General features: G+C 45.9%; 8 protein-coding genes and 1 pseudogene. 4 read left to right on the forward strand and 5 right to left on the reverse strand.

Annotation, left to right across the window (positions count from 1 at the left end):
* Nucleotides 1-159: 159 nt before the first annotated feature.
* A pseudogene (locus F7D73_RS14470) lies at nt 160-762 on the forward strand (beta-glucuronidase); the annotation flags it as partial.
* A 158-nt stretch (nt 763-920) separates the two neighbouring features.
* Here F7D73_RS14470 and F7D73_RS14475 read toward each other — a convergent pair.
* From F7D73_RS14475 to F7D73_RS14495, 5 genes are all read right to left on the reverse strand, one after another.
* Entirely contained in the window at nt 921-3,080 is a 2,160-nt protein-coding gene (locus F7D73_RS14475; RefSeq protein ID WP_153125822.1) for a six-hairpin glycosidase, read from the reverse strand.
* A 229-nt stretch (nt 3,081-3,309) separates the two neighbouring features.
* Nucleotides 3,310-5,841 carry a ferrous iron transport protein B gene (feoB, locus tag F7D73_RS14480; protein WP_153125824.1) on the reverse strand — a complete coding sequence of 844 codons (2,532 nt, stop codon included), beginning with the start codon at nt 5,839-5,841 and terminating at the stop codon, nt 3,310-3,312.
* 250 nt (nt 5,842-6,091) lie between these two features.
* Nucleotides 6,092-9,436, reverse strand: a complete 3,345-nt coding sequence (secA, locus tag F7D73_RS14485; RefSeq protein WP_153125827.1) for a preprotein translocase subunit SecA — start codon at nt 9,434-9,436, stop codon at nt 6,092-6,094.
* Between the two features lie 236 nt (nt 9,437-9,672).
* Nucleotides 9,673-10,032: a hypothetical protein gene (locus F7D73_RS16270; RefSeq protein WP_228117761.1), complete on the reverse strand. Its 360-nt coding sequence runs from the start codon at nt 10,030-10,032 to the stop codon at nt 9,673-9,675.
* Nucleotides 10,029-11,324 carry an Lnb N-terminal periplasmic domain-containing protein gene (locus F7D73_RS14495; protein WP_153125829.1) on the reverse strand — a complete coding sequence of 432 codons (1,296 nt, stop codon included), beginning with the start codon at nt 11,322-11,324 and terminating at the stop codon, nt 10,029-10,031. The genes F7D73_RS16270 and F7D73_RS14495 overlap by 4 nt, the downstream gene beginning before the upstream one ends.
* 166 nt (nt 11,325-11,490) lie before the next feature.
* On the opposite strand from F7D73_RS14495, the gene F7D73_RS14500 reads away from it, so the two are divergent.
* The 3 genes from F7D73_RS14500 to F7D73_RS14510 all read left to right on the forward strand — a co-directional run bounded on the left by F7D73_RS14500 (nt 11,491) and on the right by F7D73_RS14510 (nt 14,789).
* A complete protein-coding gene (locus F7D73_RS14500; RefSeq protein WP_194256934.1) occupies nt 11,491-12,786 on the forward strand; it encodes a hypothetical protein in 1,296 nt (431 codons plus the stop codon).
* Between the two features lie 62 nt (nt 12,787-12,848).
* Complete coding sequence (gene lptC, locus F7D73_RS14505) at nt 12,849-13,508, forward strand: LPS export ABC transporter periplasmic protein LptC (RefSeq protein WP_153125831.1); 660 nt, start codon at nt 12,849-12,851, stop codon at nt 13,506-13,508.
* Between the two features lie 12 nt (nt 13,509-13,520).
* A complete protein-coding gene (locus tag F7D73_RS14510) occupies nt 13,521-14,789 on the forward strand; it encodes a hemolysin family protein (RefSeq protein ID WP_153125833.1) in 1,269 nt (422 codons plus the stop codon).
* Nucleotides 14,790-14,854: the final 65 nt, after the last annotated feature.

Raw genomic sequence — 14,854 nt, forward strand, 5'->3', positions numbered from 1 at the left:
AAATATACTTATTTCTTTTTGATCAGGTGGTTTAAAATCATTCTTTTTATGTTAGAAATCGTTCTTTATGAGGAAAATGCCGGTAAAAATAGAATACTTTAAAATGCAAGAAGGTTATTGGTATAAAGTGTTTTGATGGGAAAAATGGAACTCAAGGATATCTATGTAGCTGATAGTCTGGATGCCAAGGCGCAGAAGGTATTGCAAAAGGGCGGAAAGGTGTTGGTTCTGGCTGCCGGTAAGGTGAAGATGGGAGAAGATGTGAAGCAAACTTATCTGCCGGTGTTCTGGAACACCAGTTGGTTTAAGATGCGTCCGCCTCATACCACGGGTGCTACCATCCACAAGGCTCATCCACTCTTCAGAAATTTCCCTACGGATGACTGGGCAAACCAGAACTGGTGGGAGTTGCTGAACAAGGCGCAGGTGATGAATCTCCGTGAGTTCCCGAAGGATTATCAGCCGGCAATCCAGCCGATAGATACCTGGCACGTGAGTCGAAAGCTCGGTATGATGATTGAAGCCAAGGTGGGGAAGGGCAAGCTGCTGATGACTACGATGGATGTAACCAGCAACTTGGAACATCGCCTGGTAGCCAACCAGATGCGTTATGCCATCCTGAAATATATGATGAGCGATGATTTCCAGCCTTCAATGGAGGTGGATAAGCAGGTGATAGAAAATCTCTTCACCAAATCGGCGCCAGCCGTAAATATGTTTACCAAAGATTCTCCGGATGAACTGAAGCCGAAGCTGAAGTAAATGACAGCTTGGTATTTCGGGATGATTTGAAAGTATATTTTGAAATATGTATTGAAAGTATATTTTGAAGTATGTGTTGAAAGTATATTTTGAATTTATATTGTGAAATAAAAAGCCCCTAGACTTCGATGAGAAAGTCTAGGGGCTTTTGCTGTTAATTATTCGTTCACCATCAGATAGTAAGCGAGTGCCCAGTCCTGGTCGTTGGCAAAGGCATCGGCAAAGTGAGCCTTTTCGCCATTGATGCGCTTTGGATAAACAAAGGCACAGCTTCCTGTTCCGTCTTCGAAGACATTGCAGAGGTTGTTTCTTACGATTTCTTTCGCCATTTTCATATACTGTTCTTTGCCTGTTGCCTTGGCATAATAGTAGTAGGCGCTGGCATTGATACAGGTCCAGTACTGTGGGAAGGTATCGCCAAATACCTGGCGCTTGCCAAACCAGTAGCAGTCCCAGTGACGGATAGGAATCTCGTTGAGACGATAGTCTGGTTGGGTACCGCAGAGGTTTTCCACCAGGGGCATCATCTTTTCTGCACCTTCCAAGTATTGAGTGTCCTTGGTCTGAAGGTACATCTCTAAGAGAAACTGGGTGGCTGGGGCAACGATGGATTGCTCATAATTAACCTCCGATTTAGGGAAGTGCAAGCCGTTTCTCATAAAAACATCTGCTGTCTTGGAGAAATCTATCAAGAGATCGTTATATTCTGCCATCATTCCTGCTTTTTTTAATGCCTTCAATCCTGTGGTCACAGGAATGTCAATGCAATAGAAACCGTATCCCGTATGACGATACAGGGCCTGCATCGTCTTGTATCCCCAAAGTGCATACTGCTTATCTTGAGTAATCTCATACATGTGGAAGAAGAAGTCGGCTGCCCACGCATAGTTGTAACCGCGGTTCCAGCCATCTTTTGTTACTCTGGAATAGGTGGTGAAATCTTCTGTCTGCAACTTTTCATGATAGAATTTGGCATAGCGGATGAGTGATTGTTTCAACTTTTCACTAGGATGTTTCATATACCATTTGGCAATAAGAATGCCCATACCCACACGTTCTCTACCTTCATCGCAGTCGTAGCTCTTTCTTTTGTCATCATTCTTGTAGATGGCTTGTTTTTCGTTGTCATATACCATGTAGGCGCCATATCGGGCATCCTGCGGGTCATTCATCTGCTGATGATCGATGATGAAATTCACACGCTTATCTATCAACGTCTCATAGCTACTTACCACGAGAATGGTGGCATGCGTTCTTTCTACCTTATTATATATAAGGTCTATGCGCTGCTCGCCCAGTTCTTCTGCCTTGAAATAAGCATAATAACCCTTGGCATCCTTTCCGGTTTTGATGGCTTTTGGCTCAGAAGTAATCTTGCCGTTGCGCATATCCTTGCCCGTGATGGTAGCAGAGAGCGATTTCAGCTTGTTCTTCTCCAGATAAATCTTCACCTCTTCGCCCTGTTGATATACGTATTTGTCGCTTTGGGCGATGGCACCACCGGCAGCCAGGAGTTTCTGATAGAAATCTTCCTTGCCTTTGTGTTCGAAAACCTTCCATGCGATGGTGTATGATTTTCCTGCTTTCAGGGTCATGTCCGGCAGATCCATGGCGATGACACCACGGAAGTTGGAGTTGGCATTCTCTTTCTTGCGCTCCCATTCCTCGTAATCTGGCAGGGAACCTTGGGTGAGCATCAAGCCCACGTTGCTGCCTTCTATGGTGATGTTCTTGTCCTTTTCCTTTTTGTTCTTGGCTTTCTCTGTTAAGATACCATTAGCACCCATACGGATGGCGCAGGTATATGCTGCGTTATCGCCAGCCCAGATATGAGCGTTGCAACGGTTGGTCATGCAGGTGGCAGCATCAGGATAGTTATCATTCCATGGGGTATAGATTCCCCAATCAGAAATCTGTGCTGCTGTCTTACCTGTATTCTTGAAGGTGTATTCCTCGAAGAGTTCACCATTCTTCAGGGTTCTCTTTACGGAGATGCGGATGTCGTCTGCCTGATAAACGGGTTCTCCCTTCTGGCTGATAGGAGTCTGCCATTCCAGCTTTTGTCCGTTGACGGTCATAAAACCGAGGCCCCAGCCGTATTTGCCGGTTACCCATTTATACTGCTTGCCGTCTGGCGTGAGCACCCAGTTCATCTTCTGTGCATCGTTGTCGATGGCAAGTTGTGCGATGGCACCGGTGCTTGCATCGGTTTGGAATGTGATACCTTGGGCAAAGCTGTTGCCGAGACTCAGTGCCATCAGGCATGAGATGGCTGAGGTTCTTAAACTCAAAATGTTTGTTGCTGTTCGTTTGTTCATATAGCTTTTGTCTTTTGATGTTATTCGACTGCAAAAATAACTCTTTTTTGTGGATTTGTGTCTGTATTATCATTCAATTATCGCCTAATTTCATTCATCGTCTGCTATTCTGCATCTTCTGCTTTTTCCAGAAGGCAAGAACGGTCTTCATTCTTATGAGCAACAAACAAAAAAGGGTGTGACTAATCGACTAGTCACACCCTATTTGGTTTGAATTTACTTTGTTATGTTAGATAAATAAACTTCCTATCTGGAAGACCAGGGCTGATACTACCCATGCCAATAGCGTGGTGTAGCCGGCGGCAAAGCCTGCCCATTTCCAACTGCCCGTTTCGCCCTTGATGGCGGCTATCGTGGCGATGCAAGGGAAGTAGAGCAATACGAAGAGGAGGAAACAATAGGCGGTGAGCGTTGCTTTCGCTGCAGCCTCGGCATCGCTGTAACCGTAGGTCTTCTTCAGGTCAGAAGTCATCTGCTTTTTCAAAACCTCGTATTTTCCGTCTTCATCGTTGTAATCCTGATCGTCAGAGAAACTGTCGTTGTTGCTGTAGAGCACGCCCATCGTTGAGGCTACAATCTCCTTGGCACCTACACCGGATACCAAGCCCACATCCAGTTTCCAATCGAAACCCTGTGGGGTAAAGATAGGCTCGATGGCCTTACCTATTCTGCCGATATAGCTCTGCTCTTGCTGTGCCTGGTTGTCAAGCTCCTTATTATGAGGGAAATAACCCAAAGCCCAGACGATGATACTTGCCACAAGGATGATACCACCCATCTTCTTCAAGTACTGCTTACCCTTTTCCCAGGTATGGCGGCCTATCGCCTTCCAGGTAGGGAAGCGGTAAGGAGGCAGCTCCATTACGAATGGGGTATCTTCGCCCTTCACCACGAAACTGGCAAAGATGCGGCTCAATATCACGGCAAGGAAGATGCCGATGAGATAGAGCGATACCATGATGAGCGAACGGTATTGGATGGCAAAGAACGTTCCGATGACCATGATGTAGATTGGCAGACGAGCCGAACAGCTCATCAATGGCAATATCAGCATCGTAATCAGACGGGAACGGTGACTCTCGATGGTTCTCGTTGCCATTACCGCAGGTACGTTACATCCGAATCCCATAATCAGCGGGATGAATGACTTGCCATGCAGGCCCATCTTGTGCATCAGCTTATCCATGATGAAGGCAGCACGAGCCATATATCCCGAATCCTCCATATAAGAAATGAAGAAATACAGAATCAGAATCTGTGGCAGGAATACGATGACCGCACCTACACCACCAATCACACCATCTACCAGCATATCCTTCACTGGTCCATCCGGCATTGTATTGCTGATGAATTCGCCCAGCCATGCCACGCCGTCCTCAATCCATCCCTTAGGGATTTCGCCCAGTACGAAGGTGGCTGAGAACATGATGAACAGCAGGAGGACGAAGATAGGGAAGCCTACATATTTATTGGTCAGGATGCTGTCGATGAGGTGGGTTACCTGATAGGTATCCTTTGCCTTGCCCGGTTCATAGCCCGCTTCCTGCAATGCGCCATGGATAAAACCGTATTTGGCATCCATGATGGCTGTTTCGCTATCCTCCAGGGTCTCTTCCTTCACGCGCTTGGCAGCCTCATCACGGGCTGCGAAGATTTCCTTGGCCGATTTCAGATGACTTACATATTCCTCTGCGTGCTTATCATTCTCCAACAACTTGATGGAGAGGTAACGTGTGGAGTAGCGCTGGCGGATGGAATCATCTGCCTTCAGATATTTCTGGATATGCTCGATGCCGTGTTCTATCTCATGTCCGTGGTTGATGTGGATATGGCGATAGTGAGCGCTGGAATCTTCCTTGCCTTCGTAGAGTTCGATGATGGTCTCGAAGAGCTTATCCACGCCTCGACCGTTGGTGAAGACGGTAGGAATCATCGAGATACCGAAGAGTTCGCCCAGCTTGTCGTAGTCGATGTTATCGCCACGCTTCTCGGTTTCATCAAACATATTGAGGGCGCAGACCATGCGGATGTGCATGTCTATCAACTGGGTGGTGAGATAGAGGTTGCGCTCCAGGTTGCTGGTGTCGATGACGTTGATGACGATATCCGGCGTATGCTCGATGAGTTGCTTGCGCACATAGAGTTCTTCTGGAGAATAGGCTGAAAGCGAATAGGTGCCCGGCAAATCTACCAGGTTGAAATGATAGCCGTTGTATTCGGCTTCGCCCACCTTGGCATCTACGGTTACGCCGCTGTAGTTGCCCACACGTTCGTGAGCACCCGATGCGAAGTTGAACAATGAAGTCTTTCCGCAGTTTGGATTTCCCACCAGTGCCACGTTGATGACGCGGTGGAGTCGTTCAGCTTCCTGCTCAGCCAAAGCCTCGTTGCTGGCATTGTCTTTTCTTTCAGCTACGAGCATCTTGTCGCCGAGCGCCTGCTCGTCGCTATCGTTGGAATCTATTACTTTTGAGTCAATTACCTGCTGGCGGTCTTCTTCTTCCGCCTTGCTGAGCTTTGCATCGTTCTTGGCTTCATCAATGGAAACCACCTCGATATGGTCAGCTTCGCTGTGGCGGAGTGACACCTCGTAACCCATAATCTTGTATTTCACAGGATCCTGGAGTGGGGCATTGAGCAGGACATCTACTTTCTTGCCCTTGATGAATCCCATCTCGATGACTCTCTTGCGGAATCCACCGTGACCGGATACCTTGACGATGACGCCGCTTTCACCTGTTTTAAGTTCTGATAATTTCATATATCTTTCCTTGAATTAACCTTGTTTTCTCTTAAAACTGGCTTTATTGCCAGCTTTTTTTTCTTTTCGACTGCAAAAATACTAATAATTATTTGCAACTCGGTAGCAATGGAGTTATTTAAAATAAAAATACCTAGAAATGATGAGAGTATCATCAAATCTAGGTATTCTTATCATTATTTATGATGATGGATGTTCCTATACCTTAAATTATATATAGAGAACATCATCATTTCTTATGAATCATTCTTTATGCCTGCATGTTTCTGCCATGGCAGTTCTTGAACTTCTTACCGCTACCGCATGGGCATGGATCGTTAGGACGAGGCATGCGCTCTGCACGGTATGGAGTGCGGTTTACTTCTGCGTTCTCGCGAGTATCCTGGTTGGCTGCTGCCTCCTGAGCTGCACGCTCTGCATCGATGTCAACCTTGCTCTCTACGTAGTTCTGCTGGGTGTGCTGCTCTGGTGCTGCCTCCTGAACCTGCTGTTCCTGCTCCATTACTGGAATCTGACCACGCATCAGGATGCTGCTGATGCGGTCGTACATGTCGTTGATCATGCCGTCCCAGATCTTGGCACTCTCCAGCTTGAAGATCAACAAAGGATCCTTCTGCTCGTAGCTTGCGTTCTGTACAGAGTGACGAAGTTCGTCGAGTTTGCGGAGGTTCTCCTTCCAGTCGTCATCAATCATCTGGAGGACAACGTTCTTCTCGAATTCCTTCACAACGCTCTTAGCCTCGCTCTCGTAAGCTTCCTTCAGGTTGCATGCAATGTTGTACATGCGCTTGCCGTCTGTGATAGGCACCATGATGCGCTCATACATAGTACCCTGGTTCTCATAAACCTGCTTGATGATAGGCATAGCTGTAGCCTGAATGCGCTCAGTCTTGCGCTTGAATACTGCCATAGCCTCCTGGAAAGCACGCTCAGCCAGCTCGTCGCGTCTGCCGTTCTCGTATTCATCCTCTGTGAATGGAATCTCCATAGCAAGAATCTTCAGAAACTCTTCCTTAGCACCGGTGAAGTCGTTGTTGTTGACGATGTTTAATACGCGGTCCCAGATGATGTTGGCGATATCCATACCGATACGCTCACCCATCAAGGCATGGCGACGCTTCTCGTAGATAACGGTACGCTGACGGTTCATCACGTCATCATACTCCAGGAGGTGCTTACGGATACCGAAGTTGTTCTCCTCAACCTTGCGCTGAGCACGCTCGATGCTCTTGCTGATCATTGGGCTTTCGATACGCTCACCATCCTCGAAACCGAGACGGTCCATTACCTTGGCGATACGCTCTGAAGCGAACAGACGCATCAGCTTATCCTCCAATGATACGTAGAATACGGAAGAACCTGGGTCACCCTGACGACCGGCACGACCACGGAGCTGACGGTCTACACGACGGCTCTCATGACGCTCTGTACCGATGATGGCGAGACCACCAGCAGCCTTTACCTCAGGAGTCAGCTTGATATCGGTACCACGACCTGCCATGTTGGTAGCGATGGTTACGGCACCCTTACCATTTACTGAGCGACCTGCCTCGGCTACGATCTGAGCCTCCTGCTGGTGCAACTTGGCGTTCAATACATTATGAGGAATGTTGCGCATCTTCAACATCTTGCTCAACAACTCTGAAATCTCCACAGATGTGGTACCTACCAATACTGGGCGGCCTGCATTACGTGTCTCCTCGATTTCGTCGATAACGGCACGATACTTCTCGCGGGCTGTCTTGTATACACGGTCATCCAAGTCCTTACGCAGGATAGGACGGTTGGTAGGAATCTCAACAACATCCAGTTTGTAGATGTCCCAGAACTCACCTGCCTCTGTGCTTGCTGTACCTGTCATACCGGCGAGCTTGTGATACATACGGAAGTAGTTCTGAAGAGTGATAGTAGCGAAGGTCTGGGTAGCAGCCTCCACCTTTACATGCTCCTTAGCCTCAACAGCCTGGTGCAAGCCATCGCTCCAACGGCGACCTTCCATGATACGACCTGTCTGCTCGTCAACGATCTTTACCTGACCGTCCATGACAACATACTCATCGTCCTTATTGAACATGGTATAAGCCTTCAGCAACTGCTGCAAGGTGTGAACACGCTCGCTCTGTACACCATAGTATGCCAGATACTCATCCTTCTTGTCGAGGCGAGTCTGGTCATCCAGGTCTGTACGTGCTTCCAATTCACTCAATTGGGATGTGATATCAGGCAAAACGAACAGTTCCTTGTCGTTAACCTGCTTAGCCAGCCAGTCTGTACCCTTGTCGGTAAGGTCGGCTGAATTCAACTTCTCATCAACAACGAAGTAAAGAGGCTCCACAGCCTTAGGCATCTCACGGTTGTTGTTGGCCATGTAGAACTCCTCGGTCTTCAACAGACCCGCCTTGATACCTTCCTCAGAGAGGTACTTAATCAATGGCTTGTTCTTAGGCAATGCCTTGTATGAGCGGTAGAGAGAGAGGAAACCTTCCTCGAGCATCTGCTGGTTCTTGTTCTTTGTTCCCTCTGTAATCTTCTGTTTAGCCTCGGCGAGCAACTCGGTAGCCTGCTTGCGCTGTACCTCGTAGAGTTTCTCTACCAGTGGCTGATACTGCTCGAACATCTGGTCGTCGCCCTTTGGAATAGGGCCGGAGATAATCAATGGAGTACGGGCATCATCAATCAACACGGAGTCAACCTCATCTACGATAGCGTAGTTGTGCTGGCGCTGTACCAAATCGCTAGGGTTGGTAGCCATGTTGTCACGCAAGTAGTCGAAACCGAACTCGTTGTTGGTACCGAAGGTGATATCAGCCATATATGCCTTGCGACGAGCGTCAGAGTTAGGACGATGCTTGTCGATGCAATCTACAGAGAGACCGTGGAACATATAGAGAGGGCCCATCCACTCAGAGTCACGCTTAGCCAAGTAGTCGTTCACGGTAACGACGTGAACACCATTACCTGTCAGGGCATTCAGGAAGATAGGAGTTGTACCTACGAGAGTCTTACCCTCACCGGTAGCCATCTCGGCAATCTTACCCTGGTGGAGAACGACACCACCGAAGAGCTGAACGTCGTAGTGGATCATTTCCCACTTCATATCGTTGCCACCGGCTGTCCAGTGGTTGTGATAGATAGCCTTGTCGCCATCGATGGTTACGAAGTCGTTCTTTGGATCAGAAGCCAGCTCGCGGTCGAAGTCAGTAGCAGTAACTACTGTCTCCTCGTTCTCTGCGAAACGGCGGGCGGTATCCTTTACGATAGCGAACACCTGAGGCAATACCTCGTTGAGGGCGATTTCATACTTGTCGAGCGCTTCCTGCTCCAACTTGTCTATCTGATTGAAGATACCTTCACGCTCATCGATAGGGGTATCCTCAATCTTAGCTTTGAGTTCGGCAATTTTAGCCTTCTCTTCCTTAGCGTACTCTTGTACGTACTTCTGGATTTCTTTTGTTTTTGCACGGAGTTCGTCATTGCTCAAGGCATTCATCTTAGGATATTCTGCCTTGACTTTCTCTACGATTGGCTGGATCAACTTCATATCGCGAGTTGACTTGTTGCCAAACAATGACTGAAGAATTTTGTTAAAGTTCATTGTATATTTATTTTTTATTATTATTCGATGTATGATATATGAATAGGAGAAGTTAAGGAGTTAAAGGAGTTCTGGCAAATGTGCTCTGTCAGTCCTTTTTCCTCTTCTGCTTTTTCCTGTTCTTTGTTTACTAGCTTGCAAAAATACAAAAAATATCTGTAAATCTGCAATATTTTTCCGATTATTGCCCTTTCTGGCAGCATTTCTTGCTTGTTTTGCTGTCAGAAAGCAAATAATCAGCAGTTTGGCCCTCGAATAACGATGCTCCCGTATGGTGCCATATACTTATGTGCAATAACGGGATAAAAATAAATATGTGAATGTGAATCTGTCAGAATGTCAGTATTTGCCGCTATACTGATAGCCGGCTGATGGTAGTGATATTCTGTGCTGCTTTCATCCTCGGAAGCCTGCTTGATGGCTTTCAGGACATAGAGGATGTCCTCCTCCAATGCCTTCGCCTCCGGTTGCTGGATGAATTCATCGTAGGATATATCCGTAAGCGCAAACTTCAGCGCCTGCTGATAAGTCTGCGCCTCCATGCCAGTTGCCGCAAGGACAACCAAAAGGGCTGTGATATATCTGTTTACCATCATTTTGTTGTTTCTTGTTTTCTTTTGTTTCTATAAAATTTCTTGTGTACGTATTTGTGCAATCCGTAGCTGTTAAGTTCTAGCATGGTTGACTTGATACCGTTTCTAATCAGCAAAGTGCATGCCAAAATGCTCATGCCCTCTGCATAGGTCTGCCAGATTTGCAGGAACAGCGACAGCAGAAGCAGCCAGCCATAAAGCTCGAAATACCAATACTGCTTGCCCATTCTCATCTTTTTCGTTACTTTCCATACGAAGATGAGGTTCAATGGGTTGAGGATGAGTATCTGGAAATTAAGCTGTACTGTAGGGTGCTGGGAAAATACCATCGCCAGGAGGATAAGACCCGGTAATCCGGTGAGTACCAGTAGGGTGGTGTCTAGCCACCATAGATTCTTCTTGCGATAAATCTCCAGAATAGTAAGAACAGCTATGACAAGTGCAAAGCCTATTGCGACTTCTTGTGGGGTGATTCCACTAGCTTGCTCTACATTCTCCTGACTGACTGGTGGTATTACATAGGATGTACTGTCTACCAAGGTGATGAAGCCGTTTGATGTGACTGGACTGACACCGTCTTCTACAGAAGATTCGTTGACGAAATCTTTTCTTCCCTCCGTTGCAAAATCCTTGCTTAGGTTATCAGGCAGGAATTCCCAGTTTCTTCTCTCTAAATCAGAGTCTGCGTATACACCTAAAAGAAGGTCGTTTCCAAATCTCGCCCAATGGTCTTGCTCATTGAGCTTATGTATCTCTTCTCTGTATGAAGTACGGACATTGTTGTCTTTGAAGTTGGTATTGCTGTAGCCTATGTTGGTGAGTATCATCTCTCGGGCACGGGTAGAACAGTTGTCATAGAAGAAATTGTATCTGTATGTGCGGTTCTCCGGCTTGGCATTTTCTTCAATGGCACGCAGAATCTTCAGCTTCTCCTGTCTTGAGAGCTGGAGACGTTGTTGTCTTACCCATCTGCCTTCTGCTGAATATTCCGCAATGAAGTCGCTCATTGGGAATATGCCAATCTGGTAGTCGGCAAGTCCGAAGACAAATCGTAGCTCGAAGAAAGGCTGTTTGAAACTGAACATACCCCAGTTGACGGCAACATCGCTGTCATGAACCTTATCTTGGATGCGCAAAGCGGTATGTCCATAGTACGACCACACTTCCTGACCAGGGCCACAAGTAAGAAGTGATATATCTACTGAGTCGAGCCAATTTGTGGCGTTTTCAAAGGCACGACTGTTCTGCACAGAAATGTCAGATGCGTAATTGCCTGAAAAATCCTGTGCAATCATCTTAGAAGTTAAATTGGTTAAAATAACGGCTAAAATGACTCCGAAAATATGCTTAAAACGTTTCACGATGCAAAAATACCTTATTATTTTCAATTATCCTTCTTTTTTCTAGATTTTTTTTAATACTTTTGCACTCTGAATATAAATTTGACGGTTTTATATATAAATGAGAAAGATTTTTATGGCAGTCCTCATGTTGGGGGCGACTCTTTTAGCAAATGCCCAGAGTGGTACCAATTCTCCATACAGCCAGTATGGTTTAGGCGTGTTGTCTGACCAGACTTCCGGCTTCAATCGTGGTATGAATGGTGTGGGCCTTGGTTTTCATGAGCATAATCAGGTGAATTATCTGAACCCTGCTTCCTATGCATCTCTCGATTCCATGACCTTCATCTTTGATGCAGGTATCTCTGGTCAGATTACTAACTTTGAGGAGAACGGAGTGAAGAAGAATGCCAATAATTCCAATTTCGAGTATGTGGTAGCCGGCTTCCGCCTTTTCCGTCATCTCGGAATGAGTTTCGGTGTGGTTCCTTTCACTAATATTGGATATGATTATTCTTCTTCTGATTGGGTAAATGCATCTGATAAGGATGTCTATTATACCAATACCTTCCATGGTGAGGGTGGTTTGCATCAGGCTTATGTCGGTGCTGGTTGGGAACCAATCAAGGGACTCTCAGTGGGTGCCAATATTTCCTATCTTTGGGGTGATTATACCAAATATATCACCAATAGCTACAGCAATGCATATTATAAGACTTTGACCAGAACTTATAATTCGAAGATAAACAGCTACCGACTGGATTTTGGAGCTCAGTATACCCAGCAGGTGACCAAGAAGGATTGGGTAACTGTTGGTGCAACCTTTACTCCAGGACATAATCTGGGAGGCTCTGCCGATATGAACATTATCTCTAGTAATGCTCAGACCAACACTTCGGATACCATTCCGTTCTCTATAGGCAACGCTCATAGTCTGCCAACCATGTATGGTGTCGGTTTGATGTGGAATCATAGCAACCAGTGGAAGGTAGGTCTTGATTATACGCTTCAGAAGTGGGGTGCAGAAGGCTATCCTACTTTCGAAATGAAGAACAATGAAGCTACTTATAGCCTGAAAGACGGTTTTTACAAAGACAGAAGCAAGTTTAACTTCGGTGCTCAGTATTGTTACAATGAGCGTGACCGTGCTTTCCTGAAGCGTGTTCAGTATCGCTTGGGAGCCAGCTATGCTACTCCTTATTATAAGATGAATGGGGTAGATGGTCCAAAGGAAATATCAGTGAGTGCCGGTTTCGGCATTCCTATCATGAACAGCTATAACAGCCGTTCTCTCCTGAACATCAGTGGTCAGTGGGTCAAGAACTCTGCTGATGGTTTGATTAAGGAGAATGTTTTTCGAATCAATATCGGTCTGACATTCAATGAAGGCTGGTTTAAGAAGTGGAAGATGCAGTAATTCTTTGCTGCATCTCTTCTGCGTTCATATAGATAATACATATCTCGCACGTATATATAATAATGTATAAGCTAAGAAACTCTTTTCTGATAGGAATATTGATGTCCATGATTCTGGCAGGTTGTCAGGAGCAGGTGGAGCATACGGCAGCTGCTATCCATGCCAAGGATTCGGTTGCCATGATGACGTCGTATGGTGTCAATACCCTTATCAGTGATTCCGGAGTGATCAAATATCGTATTGTGACAGAGCGATGGGAAGTAAATACCAATCGCAATCCTTCCCGTTGGATTTTCAACAAGGGACTTCTGCTCGAACAGTTTGACGAGAAGTTTCATATCAATAGCTATATCCAGTGTGATACAGCCTATTATTTTGATCAGCAGCGTGTTTGGAAATTATATGGTCGAGTGAGAATTCTGACCAAGGATGGCTTGCGCTTCAGCAGCGAACAGCTTACCTGGGACGAGAACAGACACGAGATTTCCAGCAATGTATTCAGTAAGTTAATCACACCGGAGCGTACCCTTCAGGGTACCCATTTCTGGAGTGATGAGAAGATGACTCGCTATTTTGTCAGCAATTCTAAAGGTAGTTTTGAAAAGGGTGACTTTGGCGGAAATGATTCTGGAGCTACTCCTGCTCCAGGTGATTCTACGGCTGCACCTATCCGCCAGCAGGCTACACCTGTTAGGGCAACGACTATCCCTATCATGCATTAAATTATAGAATAAATGGAACAGGTTGATTTAAGTCTTATCGTTGGTATAATCATTACGATGGTTTTCTCTGCTTTCTTCAGCGGTATGGAGATTGCCTTTGTTTCCTCCAACCGTATGTTGGCGGAAATGGATAAGGAGAAAAACGGTCTTACGCAACGTTTGATTTCTTTATTTTATAACCATCCTAACGGCTTCGTCAGCACGATGCTGGTGGGCAATAATATTGCCCTCGTCGTGTATGGTATTCTGATAGCCAGACTGTTTGATAATACAATCTTCAGCGGGATGGATGCGGCTTTTACGGTGCCGGCTGATACCATTCTTTCTACCTTGATTGTCTTGTTTACTGGCGAGTTCTTGCCCAAGACTCTTTTCAAGGCCAATCCTAACCGCCTGCTTGCCATCTTCAGTCCCATAGCCTATCTATGCTATGTGGTTTTGTGGCCGATAAGCAAGTTCAGTACCTTCTTGAGTAAGGTTCTGCTTCGCCTGGTGGGCATGAAGATGGATACTGAATCGGGAGATGAGGGCTTTTCCAAGGTGGATCTTGACTATTTGGTTCAGTCGAGCATTGATAATGCTACCAATGAAGATGAAATTAATGATGAAGTCAAGATCTTTCAGAATGCGCTCGACTTCAGCGATACCAAAGTACGTGACTGTATGGTTCCACGTACAGAAATCCAGGCAGTAGAGAAGAATACTTCTTTGGAGGAATTGCGTCAGAAATTCATAGAAAGCGGTAACTCGAAAATCATTGTATATGAGGAGGATATAGATCATATTATCGGCTATATCCATAGTTCGGAACTCTTCCATAATCCTGTGAAATGGCAGGATCATGTGCGCACTTTGCCTTTTGTTCCTGAAACGATGCAGGCGCAGAAGCTGATGCAGACTTTTCTTCAGCAGAAGAAGTCGCTCGGTGTGGTAGTAGATGAGTTCGGTGGTACCAGCGGTCTGGTGAGTCTGGAGGATATCGTAGAGGAAATCTTTGGCGATATTGAGGATGAGCATGATGCAGAAAAGTATGTTGCCAAGCAGACGAATGATGGGGATTACCTGTTGTCAGCTCGACTGGAAATTGATAAGGTGAACGAGAAGTTTGATCTCGATTTGCCTGAGAGCGATGACTATATGACCGTGGGTGGCTTGATACTTCATGAGTATCAGAGTTTTCCTAAGTTGAATGAAGTCATTAAGTTCAATCACTTTGAGTTTAAGATTATCAAGTCTACTTCTCGTAAAATAGAGTTGGTTAAACTTCATATTTTAGGTTAAAACTGAGCTTCGGCTCAGTTTTTTTTATGTTTTTCGTTATCAGTTTTAAAAAAGCTAATGAAAAA

Origin of the sequence: Segatella copri, assembly GCF_009494395.1 — a bacterium.
GTDB lineage: Bacteria > Bacteroidota > Bacteroidia > Bacteroidales > Bacteroidaceae > Prevotella.

Bases quoted from the DNA above. Each gene is read 5' to 3' on its own strand.
- lptC (WP_153125831.1), top strand. From the start codon at position 12,849: ATGTATAAGCTAAGAAACTCTTTTCTGATAGGAATATTGATGTCCATG.
- secA (WP_153125827.1), bottom strand. From the start codon at position 9,436: ATGAACTTTAACAAAATTCTTCAGTCATTGTTTGGCAACAAGTCAACT.
- feoB (WP_153125824.1), bottom strand. From the start codon at position 5,841: ATGAAATTATCAGAACTTAAAACAGGTGAAAGCGGCGTCATCGTCAAG.
- F7D73_RS14475 (WP_153125822.1), bottom strand. From the start codon at position 3,080: ATGAACAAACGAACAGCAACAAACATTTTGAGTTTAAGAACCTCAGCC.
- F7D73_RS14500 (WP_194256934.1), top strand. From the start codon at position 11,491: ATGAGAAAGATTTTTATGGCAGTCCTCATGTTGGGGGCGACTCTTTTA.
- F7D73_RS14510 (WP_153125833.1), top strand. From the start codon at position 13,521: ATGGAACAGGTTGATTTAAGTCTTATCGTTGGTATAATCATTACGATG.
- F7D73_RS14495 (WP_153125829.1), bottom strand. From the start codon at position 11,324: ATGATTGCACAGGATTTTTCAGGCAATTACGCATCTGACATTTCTGTG.
- F7D73_RS16270 (WP_228117761.1), bottom strand. From the start codon at position 10,032: ATGATGGTAAACAGATATATCACAGCCCTTTTGGTTGTCCTTGCGGCA.